Genomic DNA, 20052 nt, shown 5'->3' on the forward strand with positions numbered 1-20052 from the left:
GCTTTCGTGTGTGCTGGCTCGGCTGTGCTGGCTCGGCTGATGCTTCGGCTTTAGATCGCCGCCAGCTCCAGGTCACCGATCTCGGCGCGAATGCCACGGTTGACCGCGGAGACAACCGATTTGAGGGACGCGGTGGAGATGTCAGCGTCGATGCCGACCCCCCAGTAACGCTTGCCGTTGACGTCGAGCTCAACGTAGGCCGCGGCCTGCGCGTCGCCGCCGGCCGAGAGTGCGTGCTCCACGTAGTCGAACAGGGTGATCGCGATGCCGCGTTCCGCCATCACGCCGAGGAACGCGTTGATCGGACCGTTACCGGAGCCCGTGGCCTGGGCCACGGTGTCACCGTCACGAAGTTCAACCGCGAGGTCGACCGTGCCGGACAGGTCGCTCGACGTGCGGGTGGAGTGCAGCTCGAACCGGCCCCACTTGGCCTCGGGGTCTTTGAGCTTGGCCGGCAGGTATTCATCGTTGAAGATGTCCCAGATCTGCGCGCTGGTCACTTCGCCGCCCTCGGCGTCCGTTTTGGCCTGCACGACGCCGGAGAACTCGATTTGCAGCTTGCGCGGCAGGTCGAGGGCGTGGTCGGTTTTGAGCAGGTAGGCGACGCCGCCCTTGCCGGACTGCGAGTTGACGCGGATGACGGCCTCGTAGCTGCGGCCGAGGTCCTTCGGGTCAATCGGCAGGTAGGGGACGGCCCACACCAGGTCGTTAACGGTGCAGCCTTGCTGTGCCGCGTCGGCGTCCATGGCTTCGAAGCCCTTTTTGATGGCGTCTTGATGTGAACCGCTGAACGCGGTGAAAACCAGGTCGCCGGCCCATGGATTGCGTTCGGGCACCGGTAGCTGGGTGCAGTACTCGGCGGTGCGCTTGATCTCGTCGATATTGCTGAAATCGATCTGCGGGTCGATGCCCTGCGTGAACAGGTTCACGCCGAGGGCGACGAGGTCGACGTTACCGGTGCGTTCTCCGTTACCGAAGAGACACCCTTCGATGCGGTCGGCACCGGCCAGATAGCCGAGTTCGGCGGCGGCAATAGCTGTTCCGCGGTCGTTGTGCGGGTGCAACGAGATGAGGATGTTCTCACGCTGGGTCAGGTGAGTGCTCATCCACTCAATGGAGTCGGCGTACACATTGGGGGTGGCCATCTCGACGGTGGCCGGCAGGTTGACGATGACCTTGCGATCCGGCGTGGGCGCCAGAATCTCCACGACCTGGTTGGTGATGTCCACGGCAAAGTCGAGCTCGGTGCCGGTGAAGCTCTCCGGCGAGTACTCGTAGTAGATGGTCGTGCCGGGGATGGTCGATTCCATCTGCTTGCAGAGGCGAGCCCCGAACAGGGCCAGGTCGATGATGCCCTGCTTCTGTTCGCGGAACACGACCTCGCGCTGCAGGATGCTCGTGGAGTTGTAGAAGTGCACGATCGCCTGTTTGGCACCGGTGATCGCTTCGTAGGTGCGCTTGATCAAATGCTCACGGGCCTGGGTGAGTACCTGAATGGTGACGTCGTCGGGGATGGCATTCTCGTCGATGAGGCTGCGCACGAAGTCAAAGTCCGTCTGGCTCGCCGAGGGAAAACCCACCTCGATCTCCTTGTACCCCATGCGCACGAGCAGATCGAACATGATGCGCTTGCGCTCGGGGCTCATCGGGTCGATGAGCGACTGGTTGCCGTCGCGCAGGTCGACCGCACACCAGCGCGGGGCAACCGTGATGTGCTTGCTCGGCCAGGTGCGGTCGGGCAGGTCGACGGCGAACTGCTCGTGGTACGGGCGGTAGCGGTGGATCGGCAGTGTGGATGCGGTCTGATTGTTCTTCATGGTCCTGTTTCCTCGTGGGTGTCGGCTGCCAACAACAAACGCCGCGACGAGGGAGGCCTCAGATTAGGACTCGTCGCGGCAGCTAAGGAGGAGCGCACCGTTCAACACAATTTCAGGCTAGCACCGTTTGCTGCCGATGGCGGCACGCATTACGAGCGCAGCTGCGTGGCGGATGCTATTGGCCGAGTCCGCGCATCAAGGTCACGACCTCCCGCATCGACAGACTCGGCAGGTAGGCCCGCGCCAGCGCGAGCCCGATTTCGGGCAGGGCGATCGGGTCGGGGAACGCCATGAAAACCGGGGAGAACTCGGGCTGGAACTTGCGTTTGAACAGCAGCAGCGACCGAAACCCGTAGACCGGTTCGAGCGTACGACCGAGATACTCCAGCAGCCGGTCGGCGATTCCGCCCTGCCGCGGTCCGGCGGCCGGGGCGAGCGGCGCTATCGACAGGCTGAGGAACTCAATCTGCGCACTCTGTTGCATCCGTTGGGCCGTTTGCGCGATGAGAAATTCCATCACGCCATTGATGCTGTCCGGCCGACGCCGCATGAAGTCCAGGGTCCAGCCGACAATCTCGCCGTCTCTGTAGGTGGGCAGCCAGCTGGTCACGGCGTGCACGTGCTCGGCGCTGTCCACGGCGATCATGAGCCGCACGGCGGGGTCGCGCAGTTCGTCGAGGCCGCCGAGGGTGAACCCCAGCTCGGGCAGGGCCTTTTCCTGAACCCACTGCTCGGAGATTTCTGTGATTTGGGCCGTCATCGACAGCGGCAGTGCCCGGTAGGTAGTCCAGACCGCCCGCACACCGGCACGCTCCGCACGATTGATCGAGGACCGGATGTCCTGCCACTTCTTTCCGGTAGTACTCCAGCTGCTCGGCCTCAGCAGTGTCTCCTCCCCCACCTGCGTGGTGTGCCAGCCCATCGCGGTGAAGGCGGGTCGCCAATTCTCATGCACGCTGTAGAACACCGGCACCCAGCCGTGGTCGTCGCACATGCGGGCGAAGGATGCGACGGCGTCGGCACCCTCAGCGGGTGGCCCGACCGGTTCCGACGTTGTAATGGCAATGCCGCGAACAACCCGGTAGGCGACGGCGCTGTGGCCGTTCGCTGTGAACCAGAGGGAATTGCCGGTCCAGGTCGTCATGAACCCGAGCGATCCGCCGCCGTGGGCGGACAGCAGTGTGCGCAGTCGACCCGGCGCGTCGGCTGTCGAACCGAGGGAGGTGCTCCCGAGACACACGATCGCGCCGACGAACACGACGATCCAGAAAGCGGCACCGACCCCGTCGTACAGCGCGGTGGAGATCGGATCGGTCGGAAGAAAAGACACCCGTTCCAGACGCAGAAAACCCACCGGAATAAACCGCTCGGGAACATCCGCGAGTAGATCGAGCACGGTGACCGCCGGTTGAAAATGGCCGCGCAACATCCAACCGACACCGATGTAAAACGCCGCGAGGGCGGTAAAACTGCCACCGGTGACCAGCAGAAAGCGCCGCCGCTGGCCGGGGCGGGACGGCACCGGGAAGTGGCGCAAATTCGCGAGAATCACGAGGGCCACAATGAGCGGCACGAGCACCGAGACCACCAGAACGACGGCGATCTCCCAGTACCGCCCATTCGGCCACTGCAAGACGTAGGCCTGTCCGGAGATAGGCAACAATCCGTAATACCAACCGGCGAGAAGGGCCAGCCCGGTGTTGATCGTGATGGCGAGCCACGCGGCGAATCGTCGACCACGGGCGAGGCCGAAGATGGCAACGACGAGCGTAAGCAGCGGTAGCAGGCTCACCAGTACCGGGCCAGCCCCACCGATGCGTTCGAGGGTGAGTTCCTGCACGCACTGTCGGGTCACATCGCCGAGCAGACAACGGTCGACCACCTCACCAGCCGTGGGAACATCCTGGGTGAGCAGCAAACCGAGCGGGGCGAGCAGGCCGAATCGGGCGCCGGAGAAAATGGTGACGACCGGGCCGACCGCCACCATGCCCACAATGGCGGCCACCAGGGTGCGAGTTTCGTGATCGGAACTACGTCGCCATGAAGTCACCCTCAGGGTTGGGCGAAAGAGCCAGCCGAGGCCGAGCCCCACCAGCACGGCAAGGAGGCGGTAGAGATCGGAGGGCTGGCCGGAGTACAGCACGAGCACGAGCACCGTCGAGAGCCCGAGCACGCGGATGCGTCGACGCCAGAGCGGCCCGGCAAAGTAGCTCGCCGCCATGGCAGTGCCGAAGATGGGGGTGAAGGGGTCGATCGCCCACAACTCGCTGACACCCCGAGACCACATTTCCCCACTCGCAACGCCCAGATATTGCACACCGAGACCGATGGCGGCACCGAGAACGGCCGTCGTCAGAAAGGCGATCGCGGTACGGCGGGTACCCATGAGCCGTTCGGCGAAGCCCAGCACGATCACCGTGCCGGCCAGAGCCAGCAGCAATTCCGCGCCGTTGTCCACAAAGAACACCGAGGTGAGCGGAGACCACCAGTGGCCCCGGTCGATGACCGACGCAAAGCCGGTACCGAAGAGAAGACGGATGTCGTGCGACGGTCCAGACACCACCCCGCTGACCAGGGCCACACCGAGCAGGATCACGGCGTAGGCCACGGCCCAGGGGCGTTGCGCGGCCAGGCGGTACAGCGTTCTTCGGGCGGAATGCCGGGGGGCTGGAGTTGGGTCGGGACCGTCAGCGGTCGAACCCGACACCGGCTCGATGTCTGGCCCCTTCTCGTGCGCGGCCCGGTTTCCGGTCACCGCGTCAACGCCACGACCGAGGGCGCGAGCAGGTTGGTGCGAGCGGCGATGATGGGCAGGGCGGTGGTCCAGGCGTAATCGACGGTGTGCCAGTCGTGGGCTGTCCCGGGGGAAAGGATGAGGCGGGTGTCGACGCCGGCCCGGGCGGCAGCATCCGCAATCGTGTGCACCCCCGGCAGAAAACGCTGGTCGCCGTCGCCGACAACGAAAATCGCCGCCAGATTGGAGTACGGAGCGTGTGCCGCGAGAATGGCGGTCGGTGCTGCTGCCGCGTAAGCGGCAGCGTCGCCGCCGAATCCGGCTGTCACCGTGTGCGCCTCGCTTCCGTTGCTGGGAACGAGCTCCCCTGAGATGTCCAAAATCGTACCGTACAGCTCGGGATGCGCGGCGCCGAGCTGAATCGAACAGGTGCCGCCCTGAGAGAATCCGGCAATGGTCCAACCGGCCGGCTGGGCGGTTACGTGCAGGTTGCTGCGGATCCAGGCGGGGACATCGATCGTGAGGTAGCTGGCCGAATTGCCGAGCGGAGAATCCACGCACATCGGATTTTTCGCGGGAGCACCGAGTTGGTCGGGTACAACCACGATAGGGGCAAGTCCGGAATGCGCGTGCGCATAGGCGTCGAGGATGCCCGCCAGGCCACCCGCCGTGAACACGTCGCTCGGGCTGCCGGGCTGGCCCGAGAGCATCTCCACCACGGGCAGAGCGGGTGGATTCGGGCCCATCGCTGCGGGCGGCAGATAGACGAGGGCGGAACGCGCCGCGAATCCCGAAACCGTCGCCGGAATGGTGACCGTGCCGACGATACCCTCGGCCGAAGCCGGACCGGCCGCAGTGCTGGTCGCCCGCGCGTCTCCCGTCATGCTCGCGACTGCTTGGTCGAGTGGCGGGTAGTTGCCCAGGCCGAAAGCCACGCGCAGGGTCGGGAATTGCCCGATGTCGGCGTTGATCCCGGCGGCAGCGCTGAGCACACACAACGGCAGAGCACAGATCGCGACCAGCCGCCGCCACCGAAGATGGCCGCTCAGGTTCAGGAGCACAATCGCAACGCTGGCACCGAGGGCGGCGCTCCAGAGCCGGGTTCCGACGGACAGCGAAACACCCCACGGATCCCAAACATCACTGACCAACCAGGCCAGGACCCAGCCAGATGCCGCACCGACCATCGCACCGACCACCGTGATGATGGCACGACGCAGCTCGGCAGGACCGAGTAGCACGAACAAGAGCACGAGGCCGGTGACCGCGTAGAGGATTGTGAGAACCGGAACGCTGACAAGGTCGACATCGAGTGGGCTGAAAGCCGACAATACCGAGTGCATCCAAAGCCTCCGGACTCACTCTGGCACCACCACCCGCTCGCGGGCGGGTGGTGCTGGATTTTTGCAGCCCGCATTCGGCTAAGTCATGGCTCGTTAACGGCCCGCACCCAGACGAAGAGCGGATGCCCTCGAGTTTCCGGACGGACGCTTCCACGCTCGTTTGCCACGCTCGTCTGCACGCTCAGGCCGACCCGCTCCTAGCGCAGGTCTCGCAGGCGGTCGGTGATGCTGTTCTCTTCGCCCGCTCGCCGCTCATAGGTGACGGCGATGATGAGGAGTACGGCGCCGACGACGGCCAGGGTGATCCACCACGGCATCGACTCGATCCCCCGGCCGATCTGCACCAGAAACACCAAAACGTTCTCGAGCGGAAGCGCGACGATGCCGATGAGGAAAGGGGCTGCGAGCTTGAGACTCGAGCCGATCAGGATGGCGACCAGTGCAATGATGATCACGAGTATCGCCCGCCAGGTCTGGGGGTCGGTGAAGGTCGCCGCAATCGATGCCGCCAGCACGGTCACGATGCCGGGGGCGAGCAGAGGCCACGAGCCGCTCCAGCCCGCCGGCCAGCTGTTGACGGTGCCATCGCGCCTGCTGCCACGCTCTGGGTGCAGGCGCGTAATCTGCGCTCGCGCACTACTCATGACGGCGGCGCCGGCCGCAATCAGGAAGATGCCCAACGGTAGTGAGAACCACTCGACCCGCAAATCTCGTGGACTCCAGGCCACGATCGCGGTGACGAACGCAATTGCGAAGACGAACCATACTGGTGGCAGGCTGCTCGGGCCGCTCCGCAGCCGCCAGGCGATGACGACGACGATCACGAGGTAGGCGAGCATCAGGGACCACATGATCCAGATCGTGAACCAATCGCGCTCAATCGATGGCCAGGTGGCGACCGCGGCATATACCGCCGGGGGCGCATACAACCAGCGGGTGCCGGCCAACCATGACCCTTCCGGGGCGTTCGAACGGATGGCCCGCGCGCCAAGGGCTGCAGGCAGCGCGCCGGCCAGGCCGATTCCGAAGCTGAGCAGAACAAGCGGCACTCCTCCGGTCAGGATCGGGTCGGCGCTGAGACCGAATCGCACACCCTGGATCATTCCGGCCGCACCGGCAGCAATCGCGATGCCCAGGGTCGGCACCTGAAGTACTCGCAGTCGTACAGCACGTGCGGATGCACCCCGGCCGAGCCGTATGCCGAGGCCGAGGAGGAGCCAGGCAGCGACAACGAGGCCATAGCCACGCCACGGCGCCAGCGCGGCGGCTCCCGTGCCGGATACCGCCAGAACCATGAGGAGGGGTGCGACGGCCACGACGAGGCCCGCCGAATACAGCGACACGGCGCGGGAACCGCGTGCCGTGAGGATCATGCCGACGACTGCGGCGGCCAGGCTGGGTGGCAGCAGGTAGGGCTCGAGCGTGCTCATTCCGGCGATGGCCCACAGGCACCACAGCGCACCGGTGAATGCGACACCGGCGACCCACCACCCGTAGCGACGGTTCGCCCAGAACGACGTAGCTGCGGCGCCGAGCCCGAGAACGACCAGAACGATGAAGGTGGTCGGCAGCCCTGCAGCGATGCGCACGAGCGCCAGCTCGACGGCGATCACCGCGGTGAGCAGTGTGGTGGCTTCGATCGCGTTCCGAGCAGCCGTCGCATCCCGCGTGCCGATCCCCCGTTTGCCCAGTAGCGAACCGATCAGGCCGGTGCTGGGGAGCACGATGGCGACAATGACGGCGATAATTGGCAGCGTCACCGGAGAGGCGCTGCCGAGGAGAACCTGCGCGCCGAGGCAGATCACCACGACAGCGAGTGAGGGAACGAGAAGACCCGCAGCGATCACACGCAGCACGATGCCCAGGCCGGCGCGCCGGGTAATAAGGAGGGTGAGCGCCAGGAGGAAGATGAAGGCCGTCGACAGGGCGCTCCAGCCGCTGCGCTCGAAGAGCACCTGAGTGACGCCGATCATGAACGGCACCGCCGTCACGACCAGAATCGCGCACCAGGCCCGGGGCGCCACCCGTCGGAGGAACGTTGCGACGATGGCGCCGATCGAGCCGAGCGATGTGGTGAGGCAGAGCAGCGCAATGGTGCCCACGCCCAACAGGTCGAGCGCCGTCGCGAAGACGAACAGTGCATAGGCGTAGCCCGCACCGACGTGCAGGAATCGCGCCTGGGTCGGCACGGTTCGCGCAATGACAACGAGGGTTCCGACGATCACCAGGCCCGCCCAGACGGTGACGACGTCATCGACCAGTGAGCAGACCGTGGCCAGCAGCACCGCGAAGTGGGCGCCCAGCACGAGGGGTAGGCGCATCTTCAGGGCGGCGTTCCGGAGACGCGGAACAGCGACGAGCGCCAGGCTCGCTGCCACGGCCAGGCTCAGGGCGATCGCGATGCGCGACCACACGGGCAAACCGGGCTGGCAGGCAAATACCAGCCCGGCGAGGGCGGCGAGCCAGATCGCAATCGAGCCGGTCCACGCGGCCAGTCTTCGGGAATCGTGCGGGGAAGCATCCGTTCTGGCGGTATCGCGGCGCCTGGTCAATACCGAGAATGCTCCGAGCCCGGTCGACATGGCGCCCAGGCCGAGCACGACGGCAAGAACACCAGCAGGAGACAGAAGACCGATCGCCCCGCTGTCGGAGCCGGTGAGTGCGGTGAGCACGGTGACCGCCCCGATCAGCATGGCGAAGAGAACGGGCGAGAGCACGCTCACCCCGGCCAGCGCGAATGCGCCGCTCAAAAAGGCTCTCCGCCTGAGGGTGCGCGCTCGCGGTGCGAACACCTGCAGCGCGAGCAGTGCACCGGCGCCCGCCGCAGGGGTGATGGCCTGATACCAGTCGCCCATACCGTGCGCCCCAAGGTCGAGCGCGAACGGCAAGCAGACGGCGGCGGCCATCGCGGCAGCACCGGTCGCGGCGCTCCACAAGTTTCGGGCGAGCTGCCGCGTCGCAAGCAGGGCCAGCGCCGCGATGGCGGTCAGCACGGCGGTGATCGTCAGCCAGTACTGGGTCGTGCTGGTCAACTCGATGAACCAGATCTGGATCAGCACGATGCCGGTGGCGACGATCTGGATCGTGGCAATCGTCATCCGCTCAGCCGACAGGCGCGCATCAAACCGCTGGGCCAGACCCGGTATCGTCGCGATCAGGGCGAGCGCGGCGAAAGCAACTCCGAGGTGCCCGAGGGTTGCCGAGAGAGTGGTTGCGCCCGCGTAGCCCAGCATCGCGGGAACCAGGGTGAGCGCTGCGACCGAGATCCAGAGCCAGCTACGGATGCGTGCGAGCGTCGACGCCATGACCATTGCGGCGCCGCTGATCAGTGTTCCGGTGGCGGCGAACACCCACGGGCTGACTCCCGTCGGCACGAGTTCCGCGAACGCGTACACGTCAAGGGCAACGAAAACCATCCCCAGGCCACCGACGGCTTCCGCCGAGAAGTGCAGCGTGCGGTGAGCCAGAAACCAGGCCCCGCCGAGAAAGAGGATGGTGATCAGGCCGACGATCACACTGCGCAGTGCGCGATCGGTGAGGTCGGGATTGAAGAAGGTGAAGACGATTGCCGAGACCGCGAACAATCCAGCACCGGCGACTGCCAGCACTGACTGCACCGTCGCGCTGGACCGCGGCGCGACCGTGGCGGGGGCAGCGTCGGCACCAGGCTGCGCGGGTGCGCGCTGGCGTATCGGTGTCGGTGCCACGGCGCTGGATTCGGATTCGGATTCGGATTCGATCGTTGGGGACGGATGCGACACTCGAACGAGTGCCTCCTGTCGGGCTACGAGCGCCGCGGCGGCCGCCTCCGAGGCAGACCAGAGTTCGGCTGCCAGGACACCGACGAGTTCGGCGCCGCAATTGCGGCAGGGGCTGTCGGGCCGGGCGACCGCGCAGACGGGGCACGACTGCCGGTCGAGCAGACGGCGGATCGCGACGTCGTTCCAGGATTGCTCTGCTCGCGGCACGCTCATGCCCCCGTCAATGTGGACTTGGCCTCCGTGGCGGTCTCGTCTTCTGGCACCCACATGAAGATGTCGCCGGGCTGGCATTCCAGCACGCGGCAGATCGCGTCCAGAGTGGAGAATCGCACGGCCTTCGCCCGACCGTTCTTGAGCACGGATACGTTGGCCGGCGTGATGTCGATCGCTGCGGCGAAATCCGCGACCGACATCTTCTTCTTGGCGAGTTCGACGTCGAGGTTGATCACGATCGGCATCAGACCACTTCCGCCAGATCGCGTTCGAGTTGGGAAGCCTGACGGAGGAGCCCGCGCATGACAACGACCAGCAAGGCGAGTCCGGATCCGACGACGATCCCGAGCCAGCACAGGATGGTTACCGAAGGCGATGCAACTCCCGCGATCGCCAGGGTGATGAACGATCCGACGATGAGGAGTGTCGCCAAAGCGACCAGGCCGAGGACGATATTGACGTAGGTGAACGCCGTTTCGCTGAAGATGATGGATGCCCGCACCAGAGACAGCAGTCGCCAGACGCAGACGAGCGCGACCTGCACGCAGAGCAGGAACCCCACTGTGACTATGATGCCCGGCAGCTGGAGGTAGCCGAGTTGGGGAGATCTGTCGACCATCTGCTGAGCGACCGCGGGAACCACGAACACCTGGCACACCAGCAACAGTGCTATCAGTGCCAGAATGAGCGTTTTCAGTGTGACGATCGCCGTGCGATGCATGAAAATCCTATCGTTTATCGGTGTCATTCTATCGATAAACAATATACACACGTTTCTTCGGACAATACGACTGTACGAACGTGTCCTCGCTCCCGACCGAATCAGCCGGGTCATGACCGCCTTCATCGTCTCTTCGATCGTCCCGGACCGCGGCTGGCCCGATCCACCTGGGCGCCATCGGCAGTGCCGATTTTCCTGCAGTAGAGCGGTGCGGGAATTTCCGGCGCGGCCCTCGCCCGCGATCGGACAGTCCCAAAAAAACATTTCTTACGGTTTCTTTGACTGATTTCGACGTTTTAGTGCTTGTATCCCTGATTATTCCTCAGGAATGTCGGTGGTCGGGTGTTGGGTTGAATCATGAACAACTTAGCGATGGAGCTCACTCGAGTGGCGGCCTCCGTCGCCGCGCTCGGTGGGTCCAGCGCAGCGTTCGGCAGCCTGTCGGATGCAGAGGTGCTCGCTGCTCGTGCCCCGATCGCCGATCTGCTCCGACTGAGCAACACGGTCGCAGCGTTGCTGGCGGCACGATCGCCGAGCGGTCCCGCCCGGAGTTAGGTCAGTCCGGGTTGGCGGCGCGCTTCGGATTTGGCAACCCCACGCTGATGGTGCAAGACGCCACCGGTCTCAGCCGCGTGGAGGCGGGTCGGCTGCTGGCCGTCGGTGTTTTGATGGGCGACACTGACACCGCTGAACGGCAGGCGGCCGATGCCGTTCGAGCGGCTGAGCGGGCAGCGCAGGCTGCCGCCGACTTCGCCGCCGAAGCAGAACGCGAAGCGGAGCGGGAGGCGGAGCGGGCCGCCGTCTGGGCCGCGCTGCACCCAGATCTTCCGCCACTGCCGGTGGCCGTCCCCCGCCCGCTGCCACCGGTCGTGCCCGTAGCCTCGGTCGGACCAGTGGTGGTGCCGTGGCAGGCGCCGATCGTGCATGCCGTCGCCGACGGCACCTTCTCGCCCGGTGTCGGTGACGCCGTTCTGCGCGGGCTGGGTACGCTGGATCAGGCGATCACGGCCGAGAAGCTCGCTGCCGCGCTGCGGGTGCTGTTGGCGGAGGTGCCCGGGATGAATTCCGAGCAGGCATATAAGCGGGCTCGGCGGTCGCGGGACGCCCTGGACGCTGCGGGTATTGCGGCGCGGGAGAAGCAGGCGCGCGACGACACGACCTGGTCGTTGTGGCGGCGGGCGGACGGCATGGTGACCTTACACGCCCTGTTGGCACCGGAGCAGGGCGAACTGTGGCTGGCGACCTATGACGCGCTGACCAGTCCGCGGCGCGGTGGGGTACGGTTCGTCGACCAGGAACGAGCCGCGTGGGCGCAGAGCGTGAAAGACGACCCCCGCACCCTCGCCCAGATCGCCGCGGACTCCTTCACCCAACTACTCAAACTCGGCGCCGACGCCGACCCGAACACAATGTTCGGCGGGCGCCGCCCTGTCGTGCAGATCATCGTCACCGAACACGACCGCCCCACCACCATTTCCGACCCCGACCCCGACCCCAGGGTCGGCACGACAGCTGGCACGGAAGAAGGCGGAAGCGCCAAATCAATCTTCGGATACCTCGAGGGCAACCCGGCCCCGGTATCTGCCGGCACGATCGATCGGCAACTCTGCGACACCGGCTACCTCGGAATCCTGTTCAGCCAGTCCGGGCAACCCCTCAACATCGGGCGAGAACAACGGCTTTTCAACCGCGAGCAGCGTCGGGCACTCGCAGCGCGTGACGGCGGATGCCGCTGGCCCGGCTGCGATCAACCACCATCCTGGGCAGAAGCGCACCACATCGACAAGTGGTCTGATCACGGACTTTCCGACGTAGATCTCGGCATATTACTGTGTGCTTTTCATCACCTGTTGCTGCACAACCGACACTGGAAGATCCATCTCCGCGACGGCCGGTATTGGTTGAAACCCCCGATTGAGATCGATCCCGAGCAGGAGTTGATCGCCCTCACCAACAAGAGTGCGCTCATGCCGGATCAGATGCCGGGTCGTCCCCACGACGATGACCGAAACTAGGTCGTCGGGTTTCCCGCTCCGCGCCCGGCACCGAGACATCCACCCGCTACGGGATGGCGGTCTCGACGGGCTCGACCAACGAACGAGGGGCGACCGGAATCCGGGATATTCGAACGACGACTATCGAAACTGAGCAGCTGCGGTGCCCGCCGCCGTGGCTGGCACCGCAGACAGCTGCGCGTCCTGGGATGGCGGTCTCGACAAGCTCGACCGGCGGGTTGGGGAAGCCCGAAACCGGGTCGCCCGCGCGACGACTATCGAAACCAGAGCCGCTAGAAGCCGAGGCGGCCGAGCTGCTTCGGGTCGCGCTGCCATTCCTTGGCGATCTTCACCCGCAGCGACAAGAACACGCGCTTGCCAACAAGCGGTTCGATCTGCTTGCGCGCACGGGTACCGACATCCTTCAGCCGGCTACCCGACTTACCGATGATGATGCCCTTTTGGCTGTCTCGTTCCACGAACAGGTTGGCGTAGATCTCGACAAGTTCCTGGTCGTCACGCTCGATGATGTCGTCGATCGTCACGGCGATGGAGTGCGGAAGTTCATCGGTGACGCCTTCAAGTGCCGCCTCGCGGATGTACTCCGAGATGCGCGATTCGAGCGTCTCATCGGTGACCGCGTCGGCCGGGTAGAGCGGCGCATCCGCGTGCGGCAGCAGCCGCAGCAGCTGGGTGGCCAGCGTGTCGAGCTGGATGCGACTGGTTGAGGAAATCGGCACGATCGCCTCCCAATCGCGCAGTTGCGACACCGCGAGCAGCTGATTGGCAACGTTGGTTTTCGAGGACGCGTCAATCTTGGTGACGATGGCGACCTTCTTGGCGCGAGGGAAGGCATCCAACTGCTCGTTGATGAACTTATCCCCCGGGCCGATCGGTTCGTTGGCCGGAATGCACAGGCCGATCACGTCGACGCCGGCCAAGGTGGCGGTGACCAGGCTGTTGAGTCGCTCGCCGAGGAGGGTGCGCGGGCGGTGGATGCCGGGGGTGTCGACCAGGATGAGCTGGCCGTTCTTCTGGTGCACAATGCCGCGAATGGCGCGGCGGGTGGTTTGCGGCTTCGACGAGGTGATCGCAACTTTCTCGCCCACCAGTGCGTTCGTCAGGGTGGACTTGCCCACGTTGGGGCGTCCCACGAACGAGACGAATCCCGCTCGGTACCCTGCGGGGTGGGGCTCTGCTGCTACGGTCATGACCGTTCTCCTTCATCATCTGACGCTGTGCTCGTGCTACTACTCGGTACGGTGAGGAATGCGGTCTGCGCATCAATCAAAGCTTCATCGCGCTCCACCAACACCGTGCTGATGCGCTTGCGGCGGCCTTCGGTACGTTCGGCGGTGAGGTTCAATCCGCTCACGGACACGACCGACCCCGGCACCGGCAGCCGTCCGAGGGCTTTGGCCAGCAGGCCACCCACCGAGTCGACGTCATCGTCGTCGAGTTCGAGATCGAACAGCTCACCGAGTTCATCAACCGGGAGGCGGGCGCTCACGCGAAAATGTCCATCGCCGAGGTCTTCGAACTCCACCACGTCGCGGTCATACTCGTCGGAAATATCGCCGACGAGTTCCTCGATCAGGTCTTCGAGGGTGACCAGTCCGGCGATTCCGCCATACTCGTCAACGACCATGGCCAGGTGGTTGGACTCGAGCTGCATTTGTCGCAGCATGTCGTCAGCCTTTTTCGACTCGGGCACGAAAACGGCCGGTCGGGCCAGATCGGCCACGGTGAGTTGGAGGGCATTGATCGGGCGTTCAAAGACCAGCCGAGCCACGTCACGCAGGTACAAAATTCCCGCGACGTCATCGACCTCACCGTCGACCACGGGAACACGCGAGGTGCCACTGCTCAGGAAGAGGCCCATGGCCGCGTCGATGCTCGCATCGGCGTCGATGGTGATCATGTCGGTGCGCGGAATCATGACCTCGCGCACGACCGTCTCGCTGAATTCGAAGATGGAGTGGATGAGTTCCCGGTCTTCTTCTTCGATCACGTCGAGCTCGGTCGCCTCGTCCACCATGCTCAGGAGCTGGTCCTCGGAGGTGAAGGTGGCGAGCTTGGTACGCCCGGGAGTAACCCGGTTGCCCAGGGCCACGAGGGCGTTCGCGATCGGGCCGAGCAACACCCGGGCGAAGTGCACCAGCAGCGCCGTCGCAGAGAGCAGATTGATGGGGTGGGCACGGCCGACGCTGCGCGGGCTGGCGCCGACCAGCACGAACGACACCGAAGTCATGATCAGTGACGACAGCAGCAAGGCCAACCACAGCGCATCGATCGTGGTGGCGAACACCAGGGTCACCAGCACGGCGGCCGTCGTCTCAGCGGTAATACGAATGAAGTTGATCGCGTTCAGGTGCGCGCCGGTATCGTCGGCGATGGCCTGCAGTGACCGTTTGGCGCGATGACTGGCCACCAGGCTCGCGATATCGGCCCGGGACTGGGTCGTGATTGCGGCGTCGACGGCGGCCATGAGCCCGGCAAACACCACGAGGATGACCGCCGCATAAATGAACCACACGATGAGCATCAGTGGCGTTGTCGTTCCTGCATGGCAAAGCCAACGAGAATGTCGCGCTGAATGCCGAACATTTCTTTCTCTTCGGCCGGTTCGGCATGATCGAAACCGAGCAGGTGCAGCACGCCGTGGGTGGTGAGCAGCAGTAGTTCGTCGAGGGTGCTGTGACCGGCGGTCTCAGCCTGCTCCTTGGCGACCTGCGGGCAGAGCACAATATCGCCGAGCAGGCCCGGCGGGGTCTCCTGGTCTTCGGTGCCGGGGCGCAGCTCGTCCATCGGAAAGCTGAGCACGTCGGTGGGACCGGGCTCGTCCATCCACTGCACGTGCAGCTGCTCCATGGCACCCTCGTCGACGAGCACGATGGCCAGTTCGGCGTCAGCGTGCACGTGCATGGTGTCGAGCGCGAATGCAGCGAGGCGCAGAATGGTGGCCTCATCGACCGGAATGGTCGACTCGTTGTTGATTTCGATGCTCAACTGGAACTCCGTTTCGGGGTGCGGCCCGGCGTCATGCCGCGTTGGGGGCCACGGGTGGCAAAATCTCGGGCTTCGGCGCTCTCCTGTCGGAGGGCCTGTTTCTGCGCGTCGTACTCGGTATAGGCATCGACGATGCGGCCAACGAGCGAGTGCCGCACAACGTCGGCACTGCTCAAATAGGCGAAGTGGATGTCGTCGATCCCGTCCAGCACGCGGGTGACCAGTTTGAGGCCACTGGTGCCGACCGGCAGATCGATCTGGGTGACGTCGCCGGTGATGACCATCTTCGAGCCGAAGCCGAGACGCGTCAAAAACATCTTCATTTGTTCCGGCGTGGTGTTCTGTGCTTCGTCGAGCACGACGAAGCTCGCGTTGAGGGTGCGCCCGCGCATATAGGCGAGTGGTGCGACCTCGATGGTGCCCGCGGCGAGCAGTTTGGGGATCAGCTCGGGGTCGAGCATCTCCCCGAGTGCGTCGTAGAGCGGCCGCAGGTAGGGGTCGATCTTGTCGGTGAGGGTGCCGGGCAGAAAGCCGAGCCGTTCCCCGGCTTCAACGGCCGGACGGGTCAGGATGATGCGCTCGACCTCTTTGTTCTGCAGGGCACGAACCGCCTTCGCCATGGCCAGGTAGGTCTTTCCGGTGCCGGCCGGGCCGATACCAAAGACGACGGTGTTGTCGTCGATCGCGTCGACGTACTGCTTCTGACCGATTGATTTGGCGCGAATACTCTTGCCCCGTGCCGTCAGAATGGGCGCGCCGAGCTGGGCGGAGGGGCTCACCGAACTGTCAGCGGCGAGCATCCGCGCCGCCGTGGCGACCTCGGTCTCGCCCAGATCGTGCCCGGTGCGCAGGGCCAGCTGCAATTCTTCGATCAGGCGCCCCACCGCCGCCACGTCGTCGGCCGCGCCGATGAGGGTGACATCGTTGCCGCGCACGTGCACGTCGACGTTCGGGTAGGCGCCTTCGATGGCGCTGAGGTAGCGGTCCTCGGGACCGAGCAGGCGCACCATCGCGACGCCGTCGACGGTGAAGCGCAGTTCAGCGTTCGAGCTGGCGCCGGAGCTGTCGGATTTAGAGGGCGCCAAGGGAGTCCTCCCCCAGTACGTCGGCCGGCTCCGGGCTGCCCATGACGTGGGCGTGCACGTGGAACACGGTCTGGCCGGCAGCGGCCCCGGTGTTGAACACGAGGCGGAACTGCCCGTTGGTGCGCTCCACGGCAATCTGCTCGGCGACCGCGACCAATTCGGCGAGCAGGGCCGGGTTGCCGGCAGCGAGCTCAACGACGTTACGGTACTGCTGGTCTTTCGTGGTGACGACGACGTGCACCGGAGCTTTGGGAGCGATATCGAGGAACGCGATGATGTTTTCGGTCTCGGCCACGATCGTCGCCGGAATCTCACGCGCGATGATGCGGCTGAAAATGGTCGGCTGGGCGCTGGTGGAAGACATACCTCTATCTTAAGCGGCGCTACCAGCGGCCGAGTGTTGCATTGAGGATTGCAAGGGCGGCCGGTCCGGCCGTCGACGTGCGCAGTACGGTGTCGCCCAGGCGCACCTGGCTGGCTCCGGCCGTTTCAAGCAGGAGCAGTTCGGCCGGCGAGATACCGCCCTCGGGACCGACGACGAGCAGAATGTCCCGGTCGTCGGTGGGTACGGCCACCTCGGTGAGGCGACCGGTCGCGGTGGGGTCGAGCAGCAGCATCCGTGTCGTCGCGGCTAGAACAGCCAGCTGTTTGGTGCTCGTGAGCGGCGCGACGCTCGGCAACCAAGCGCGGATCGACTGCTTGCTGGCCTCACGCACAATGTTGCTCCAGCGTTCGTGACCCTTGGCTATTTTGGGCCCCTCCCACTTGGTGATGGAGCGGGCGGCAGCCCAGGGAATGACGCCGTCGACGCCGAGTTCGGTGGCTGCCTGAATGGCAAGCTCGTCCCGGTCGCCCTTGGCGAGGGCCTGCACCAAGCGGATGCGTGGCGTCGCCGGCGCGCTCTCGCTCGCGTCATCCACGCGCAGGGTTAACACCGCGGCCTCCGCGGTCAGCACCGTACCTTCCAGGAGCAGCCCGGCTCCATTACCCACGCGGAGCCGGTCCCCGGGGCGGACCCGACTGACCGTGACCGCGTGACGCGCCTCAGCGCCGTCAATGGTCACGACCTGCCCCGGGCGGCAGTTATCCGCCCGGAGCGTTTCCTGCAGGTAAAAATGTGCCATCTCAGCCGCGGAACCGGTCGCGCAGCTTGGCGAACAATCCCTGCTGGTATTCACTCAAGCTGGGCGCTGGAGCCGCATAACGGGCAGCGAACTGCTCGATCAGGTCGCGTTCCTTGTGGTCGAGCTTGCTCGGCGTGACCACGTGAATACCGATCTTGAGGTCGCCCCGGCCGCTGCCGCGCAGCTTGGTGATGCCGCGGTCTTTGATGGTGAGCACCTCGGCGCTCTGCGCGCCCGGGCGAATCTCCACCTCGATGTCACCGTCGAGGGCCTTCACGGTGACGCTCGTGCCGAGAATGGCACTGGTCATTGGCACGTCGAGCGAGCACATGAGGTCGTCACCGTCCCGGCTGAACACGTCGTGATGGCGCACCTTCATCTCGAGGTACAGGTCGCCGTTGGGGCCGGCTGCCGGTCCGGCTTCTCCGCTGCCGGGCATCTGCAGGCGCAAGCCGGTGTCGACTCCGGCCGGGATGTCAACCGGAACCGTGCGGCGGGCGCGTACCCGGCCCTGGCCAGAGCAGGTCATGCACGGGGTCGCGATGATAGTGCCGTAGCCGCGGCAGGAACCGCAGGGGCTCGACGTCATCACATTGCCGAGCAGGGACCGCACGGGGCGCTGGATGCTGCCACTGCCGTGGCAGATGTCGCAGGTGATCGGTGATGTGCCGGGGGCGCAGCAGGATCCTTTGCAGGTGTCGCAGACAATCGCGGTGTCGACCTCGAGGTCGCGGTGCGTGCCGAAAATGACCTCGTCGAGGTCGAGTTCGACTCGAATCAGAGCGTCTTGACCGCGTTCGCGGCGTGAGCGCGGGCCGCGGCTGCCACCGCCGCCACCGCCGAAGAAAGTCTCAAATATATCACCGAAGTTACCGAAGTTCTGCCCGTCAAAGCCGCCGTTCTGGCCGCCGCCCTGGTCGTACTTCTGGCGCTGCTTCGCATCGCTCAGCACGTCGTAAGCGTGGGTAATGGTTTTGAACCGTTCCGACGCCTCGGCGCCGGGGTTCACATCGGGGTGCAGTTCGCGGGCGAGGCGACGGTACGCCTTCTTGATTTCGTCGGTGGTCGCGTCACGGCCAACGCCGAGGGCTTCGTAGTGGTCAGCCAAAGGTGGCTCTCCTCATTGTTCTAATGGTTGTTCTGATGGTTGTTCGAAATTGTGGTCATGCCGCGGACGGCGAAAAATCTAGGTCTCGCCGAGCAGGCGGGACAGGTAGCGAGCGACGGCACGCACGGCCGCCATGTTGTTGGAATAGTCCATGCGGGTCGGTCCGAGCACGCCGAGGCGGGCCAGATTACCGTTGGCGGTGTAGCCGCTGGTCAGAACGCTCGCCTCGGGCAGGCCGAACGCCGCGTTCTCGCGGCCGATGCTGACCGAGACGCCGTGTTGGTCGGTCTCCATCTCGCCGAACAGGCGCAGCAGCACCACCTGCTCTTCGATGGCTTCGAGCACCGGGTAGATACTGCCGGAAAAATCGTCTTCGGTGCGCACCAGGTTCGCCGCGCCCGCCATGACGAGCTTGTCCTGGCGGTTGGCGCCGACCTGGTCGGCGAGGGTGCTCGTGATGAGATCGACGATCGGCTGCAGAGCCGGCGCGCCCGGCCATACGCTCGTGGCGAGGGCCGCGCTCGCTTCGGCCATGCCCAGTCCCACGACCGCCACGTTCAGTCGGGCGCGCACCTCGCCGAGCGTTTGCTCGTCGAGCACCCGCGGCAGGTCAATCACCCGCTGTTCCACTCCCCCGGAATCGGTGATCAGAACCGACAGGATGCGGGTCTCGGACAGCGGAACGAACTCGATGTGCCGCACCTTGGCGCGTGACAACGACGGGTATTGCACGAGCGCGACCTGATGAGTCAGCTGCGAGAGCAGCCGCACGCTGCGCACGAGCACTTCGTCGAGGTCGGCAGAATGGCCCAGGAATGTTTCGATCGCCTGACGCTGGGCCGGGGTGAGCGGGCGCAGGTCGGCGAGGTGGTCGACGAAGACACGGTAGCCCTTGTCGGTCGGGATACGTCCCGAGGAGGTGTGCGGGGCCGCAATCAGCTCTTCTTCTTCGAGCAGGGCCATATCGTTGCGAATGGTGGCCGCGGAGACGCCGAACGAGTGCCGATCAACGATCGATTTGGAACCCACAGGTTCGCGGGAGGCGACGTAGTCCTGCACAATGACGCGCAACACATCAAGTCCACGGTCGGAGACCATAACACCCGCCTTCCTCATTTTCCGGTTCTGCCTGGGTTGAATTGC

The 20052-nt window shown here is 65.2% G+C and carries 16 protein-coding genes; 2 read left to right on the plus strand and 14 right to left on the minus strand.

Annotated elements, in window-relative coordinates; all coding sequences use genetic code 11:
- Positions 1-50: 50 nt before the first annotated feature.
- The 6 genes from leuA to QMK22_RS03885 form a co-directional block, all read right to left on the minus strand.
- The gene (leuA, locus tag QMK22_RS03860) at positions 51-1817 is read right to left on the minus strand and encodes a 2-isopropylmalate synthase (protein WP_283496305.1); all 1767 of its coding nucleotides are present in this window, start codon (positions 1815-1817) and stop codon (positions 51-53) included.
- A gap of 175 nt (positions 1818-1992) precedes the next feature.
- A complete protein-coding gene (locus QMK22_RS03865; RefSeq protein ID WP_283496306.1) occupies positions 1993-4572 on the minus strand; it encodes a DUF2156 domain-containing protein in 2580 nt (859 codons plus the stop codon).
- Positions 4569-5894 carry an alpha/beta hydrolase gene (locus QMK22_RS03870; protein ID WP_283496307.1) on the minus strand — a complete coding sequence of 442 codons (1326 nt, stop codon included), beginning with the start codon at positions 5892-5894 and terminating at the stop codon, positions 4569-4571. Before QMK22_RS03870 ends, QMK22_RS03865 begins: the two co-directional genes overlap by 4 nt.
- A gap of 197 nt (positions 5895-6091) precedes the next feature.
- Positions 6092-9868 carry an SCO7613 C-terminal domain-containing membrane protein gene (locus QMK22_RS03875; protein ID WP_283496308.1) on the minus strand — a complete coding sequence of 1259 codons (3777 nt, stop codon included), beginning with the start codon at positions 9866-9868 and terminating at the stop codon, positions 6092-6094.
- Positions 9865-10113 carry a helix-turn-helix domain-containing protein gene (locus QMK22_RS03880; protein ID WP_283496309.1) on the minus strand — a complete coding sequence of 83 codons (249 nt, stop codon included), beginning with the start codon at positions 10111-10113 and terminating at the stop codon, positions 9865-9867. The genes QMK22_RS03875 and QMK22_RS03880 overlap by 4 nt, the downstream gene beginning before the upstream one ends.
- Entirely contained in the window at positions 10113-10589 is a 477-nt protein-coding gene (locus QMK22_RS03885; RefSeq protein ID WP_283496310.1) for a DUF2975 domain-containing protein, read from the minus strand. Before QMK22_RS03885 ends, QMK22_RS03880 begins: the two co-directional genes overlap by 1 nt.
- Positions 10590-10946: 357 nt before the next feature.
- On the opposite strand from QMK22_RS03885, the gene QMK22_RS03890 reads away from it, so the two are divergent.
- Positions 10947-11144, plus strand: a complete 198-nt coding sequence (locus QMK22_RS03890; RefSeq protein ID WP_283496311.1) for a hypothetical protein — start codon at positions 10947-10949, stop codon at positions 11142-11144.
- Positions 11145-11191: 47 nt separating this feature from the next.
- Positions 11192-12604, plus strand: a complete 1413-nt coding sequence (locus tag QMK22_RS03895; RefSeq protein ID WP_349360540.1) for an HNH endonuclease signature motif containing protein — start codon at positions 11192-11194, stop codon at positions 12602-12604.
- A gap of 272 nt (positions 12605-12876) precedes the next feature.
- Here the strand turns inward: QMK22_RS03895 and era are convergent, their stop codons facing one another.
- The 8 genes from era to hrcA form a co-directional block, all read right to left on the minus strand.
- Positions 12877-13794, minus strand: coding sequence for a GTPase Era (gene era / locus QMK22_RS03900; RefSeq protein ID WP_283496313.1), 918 nt, complete (start codon positions 13792-13794; stop codon positions 12877-12879).
- Positions 13791-15128, minus strand: coding sequence for a hemolysin family protein (locus tag QMK22_RS03905; RefSeq protein ID WP_283496314.1), 1338 nt, complete (start codon positions 15126-15128; stop codon positions 13791-13793). The genes era and QMK22_RS03905 overlap by 4 nt, the downstream gene beginning before the upstream one ends.
- A complete protein-coding gene (gene ybeY / locus QMK22_RS03910; protein WP_283496315.1) occupies positions 15128-15592 on the minus strand; it encodes an rRNA maturation RNase YbeY in 465 nt (154 codons plus the stop codon). Before ybeY ends, QMK22_RS03905 begins: the two co-directional genes overlap by 1 nt.
- A complete protein-coding gene (locus QMK22_RS03915; RefSeq protein WP_502856986.1) occupies positions 15589-16677 on the minus strand; it encodes a PhoH family protein in 1089 nt (362 codons plus the stop codon). The genes ybeY and QMK22_RS03915 overlap by 4 nt, the downstream gene beginning before the upstream one ends.
- Positions 16664-17041: an HIT domain-containing protein gene (locus QMK22_RS03920; RefSeq protein ID WP_283496316.1), complete on the minus strand. Its 378-nt coding sequence runs from the start codon at positions 17039-17041 to the stop codon at positions 16664-16666. Before QMK22_RS03920 ends, QMK22_RS03915 begins: the two co-directional genes overlap by 14 nt.
- 19 nt (positions 17042-17060) lie before the next feature.
- Positions 17061-17801, minus strand: a complete 741-nt coding sequence (locus QMK22_RS03925) for a 16S rRNA (uracil(1498)-N(3))-methyltransferase (protein ID WP_283496317.1) — start codon at positions 17799-17801, stop codon at positions 17061-17063.
- A 1-nt stretch (position 17802) separates the two neighbouring features.
- The gene (dnaJ, locus tag QMK22_RS03930; RefSeq protein WP_283496318.1) at positions 17803-18909 is read right to left on the minus strand and encodes a molecular chaperone DnaJ; all 1107 of its coding nucleotides are present in this window, start codon (positions 18907-18909) and stop codon (positions 17803-17805) included.
- A gap of 78 nt (positions 18910-18987) precedes the next feature.
- Positions 18988-20007 carry a heat-inducible transcriptional repressor HrcA gene (gene hrcA / locus QMK22_RS03935; protein ID WP_283496319.1) on the minus strand — a complete coding sequence of 340 codons (1020 nt, stop codon included), beginning with the start codon at positions 20005-20007 and terminating at the stop codon, positions 18988-18990.
- Positions 20008-20052 lie beyond the last annotated feature (45 nt).

Source organism: Cryobacterium sp. PH29-G1, assembly GCF_030063365.1.
GTDB lineage: Bacteria > Actinomycetota > Actinomycetes > Actinomycetales > Microbacteriaceae > Cryobacterium.

Bases quoted from the DNA above. Each gene is read 5' to 3' on its own strand.
- leuA (WP_283496305.1), bottom strand. From the start codon at position 1,817: ATGAAGAACAATCAGACCGCATCCACACTGCCGATCCACCGCTACCGC.
- QMK22_RS03870 (WP_283496307.1), bottom strand. From the start codon at position 5,894: ATGCACTCGGTATTGTCGGCTTTCAGCCCACTCGATGTCGACCTTGTC.
- QMK22_RS03875 (WP_283496308.1), bottom strand. From the start codon at position 9,868: ATGAGCGTGCCGCGAGCAGAGCAATCCTGGAACGACGTCGCGATCCGC.
- QMK22_RS03880 (WP_283496309.1), bottom strand. From the start codon at position 10,113: ATGCCGATCGTGATCAACCTCGACGTCGAACTCGCCAAGAAGAAGATG.
- QMK22_RS03885 (WP_283496310.1), bottom strand. From the start codon at position 10,589: ATGCATCGCACGGCGATCGTCACACTGAAAACGCTCATTCTGGCACTG.
- QMK22_RS03890 (WP_283496311.1), top strand. From the start codon at position 10,947: ATGAACAACTTAGCGATGGAGCTCACTCGAGTGGCGGCCTCCGTCGCC.
- QMK22_RS03895 (WP_349360540.1), top strand. From the start codon at position 11,192: ATGGTGCAAGACGCCACCGGTCTCAGCCGCGTGGAGGCGGGTCGGCTG.
- era (WP_283496313.1), bottom strand. From the start codon at position 13,794: ATGACCGTAGCAGCAGAGCCCCACCCCGCAGGGTACCGAGCGGGATTC.
- QMK22_RS03905 (WP_283496314.1), bottom strand. From the start codon at position 15,128: ATGCTCATCGTGTGGTTCATTTATGCGGCGGTCATCCTCGTGGTGTTT.
- QMK22_RS03920 (WP_283496316.1), bottom strand. From the start codon at position 17,041: ATGTCTTCCACCAGCGCCCAGCCGACCATTTTCAGCCGCATCATCGCG.
- QMK22_RS03925 (WP_283496317.1), bottom strand. From the start codon at position 17,801: ATGGCACATTTTTACCTGCAGGAAACGCTCCGGGCGGATAACTGCCGC.
- hrcA (WP_283496319.1), bottom strand. From the start codon at position 20,007: ATGGTCTCCGACCGTGGACTTGATGTGTTGCGCGTCATTGTGCAGGAC.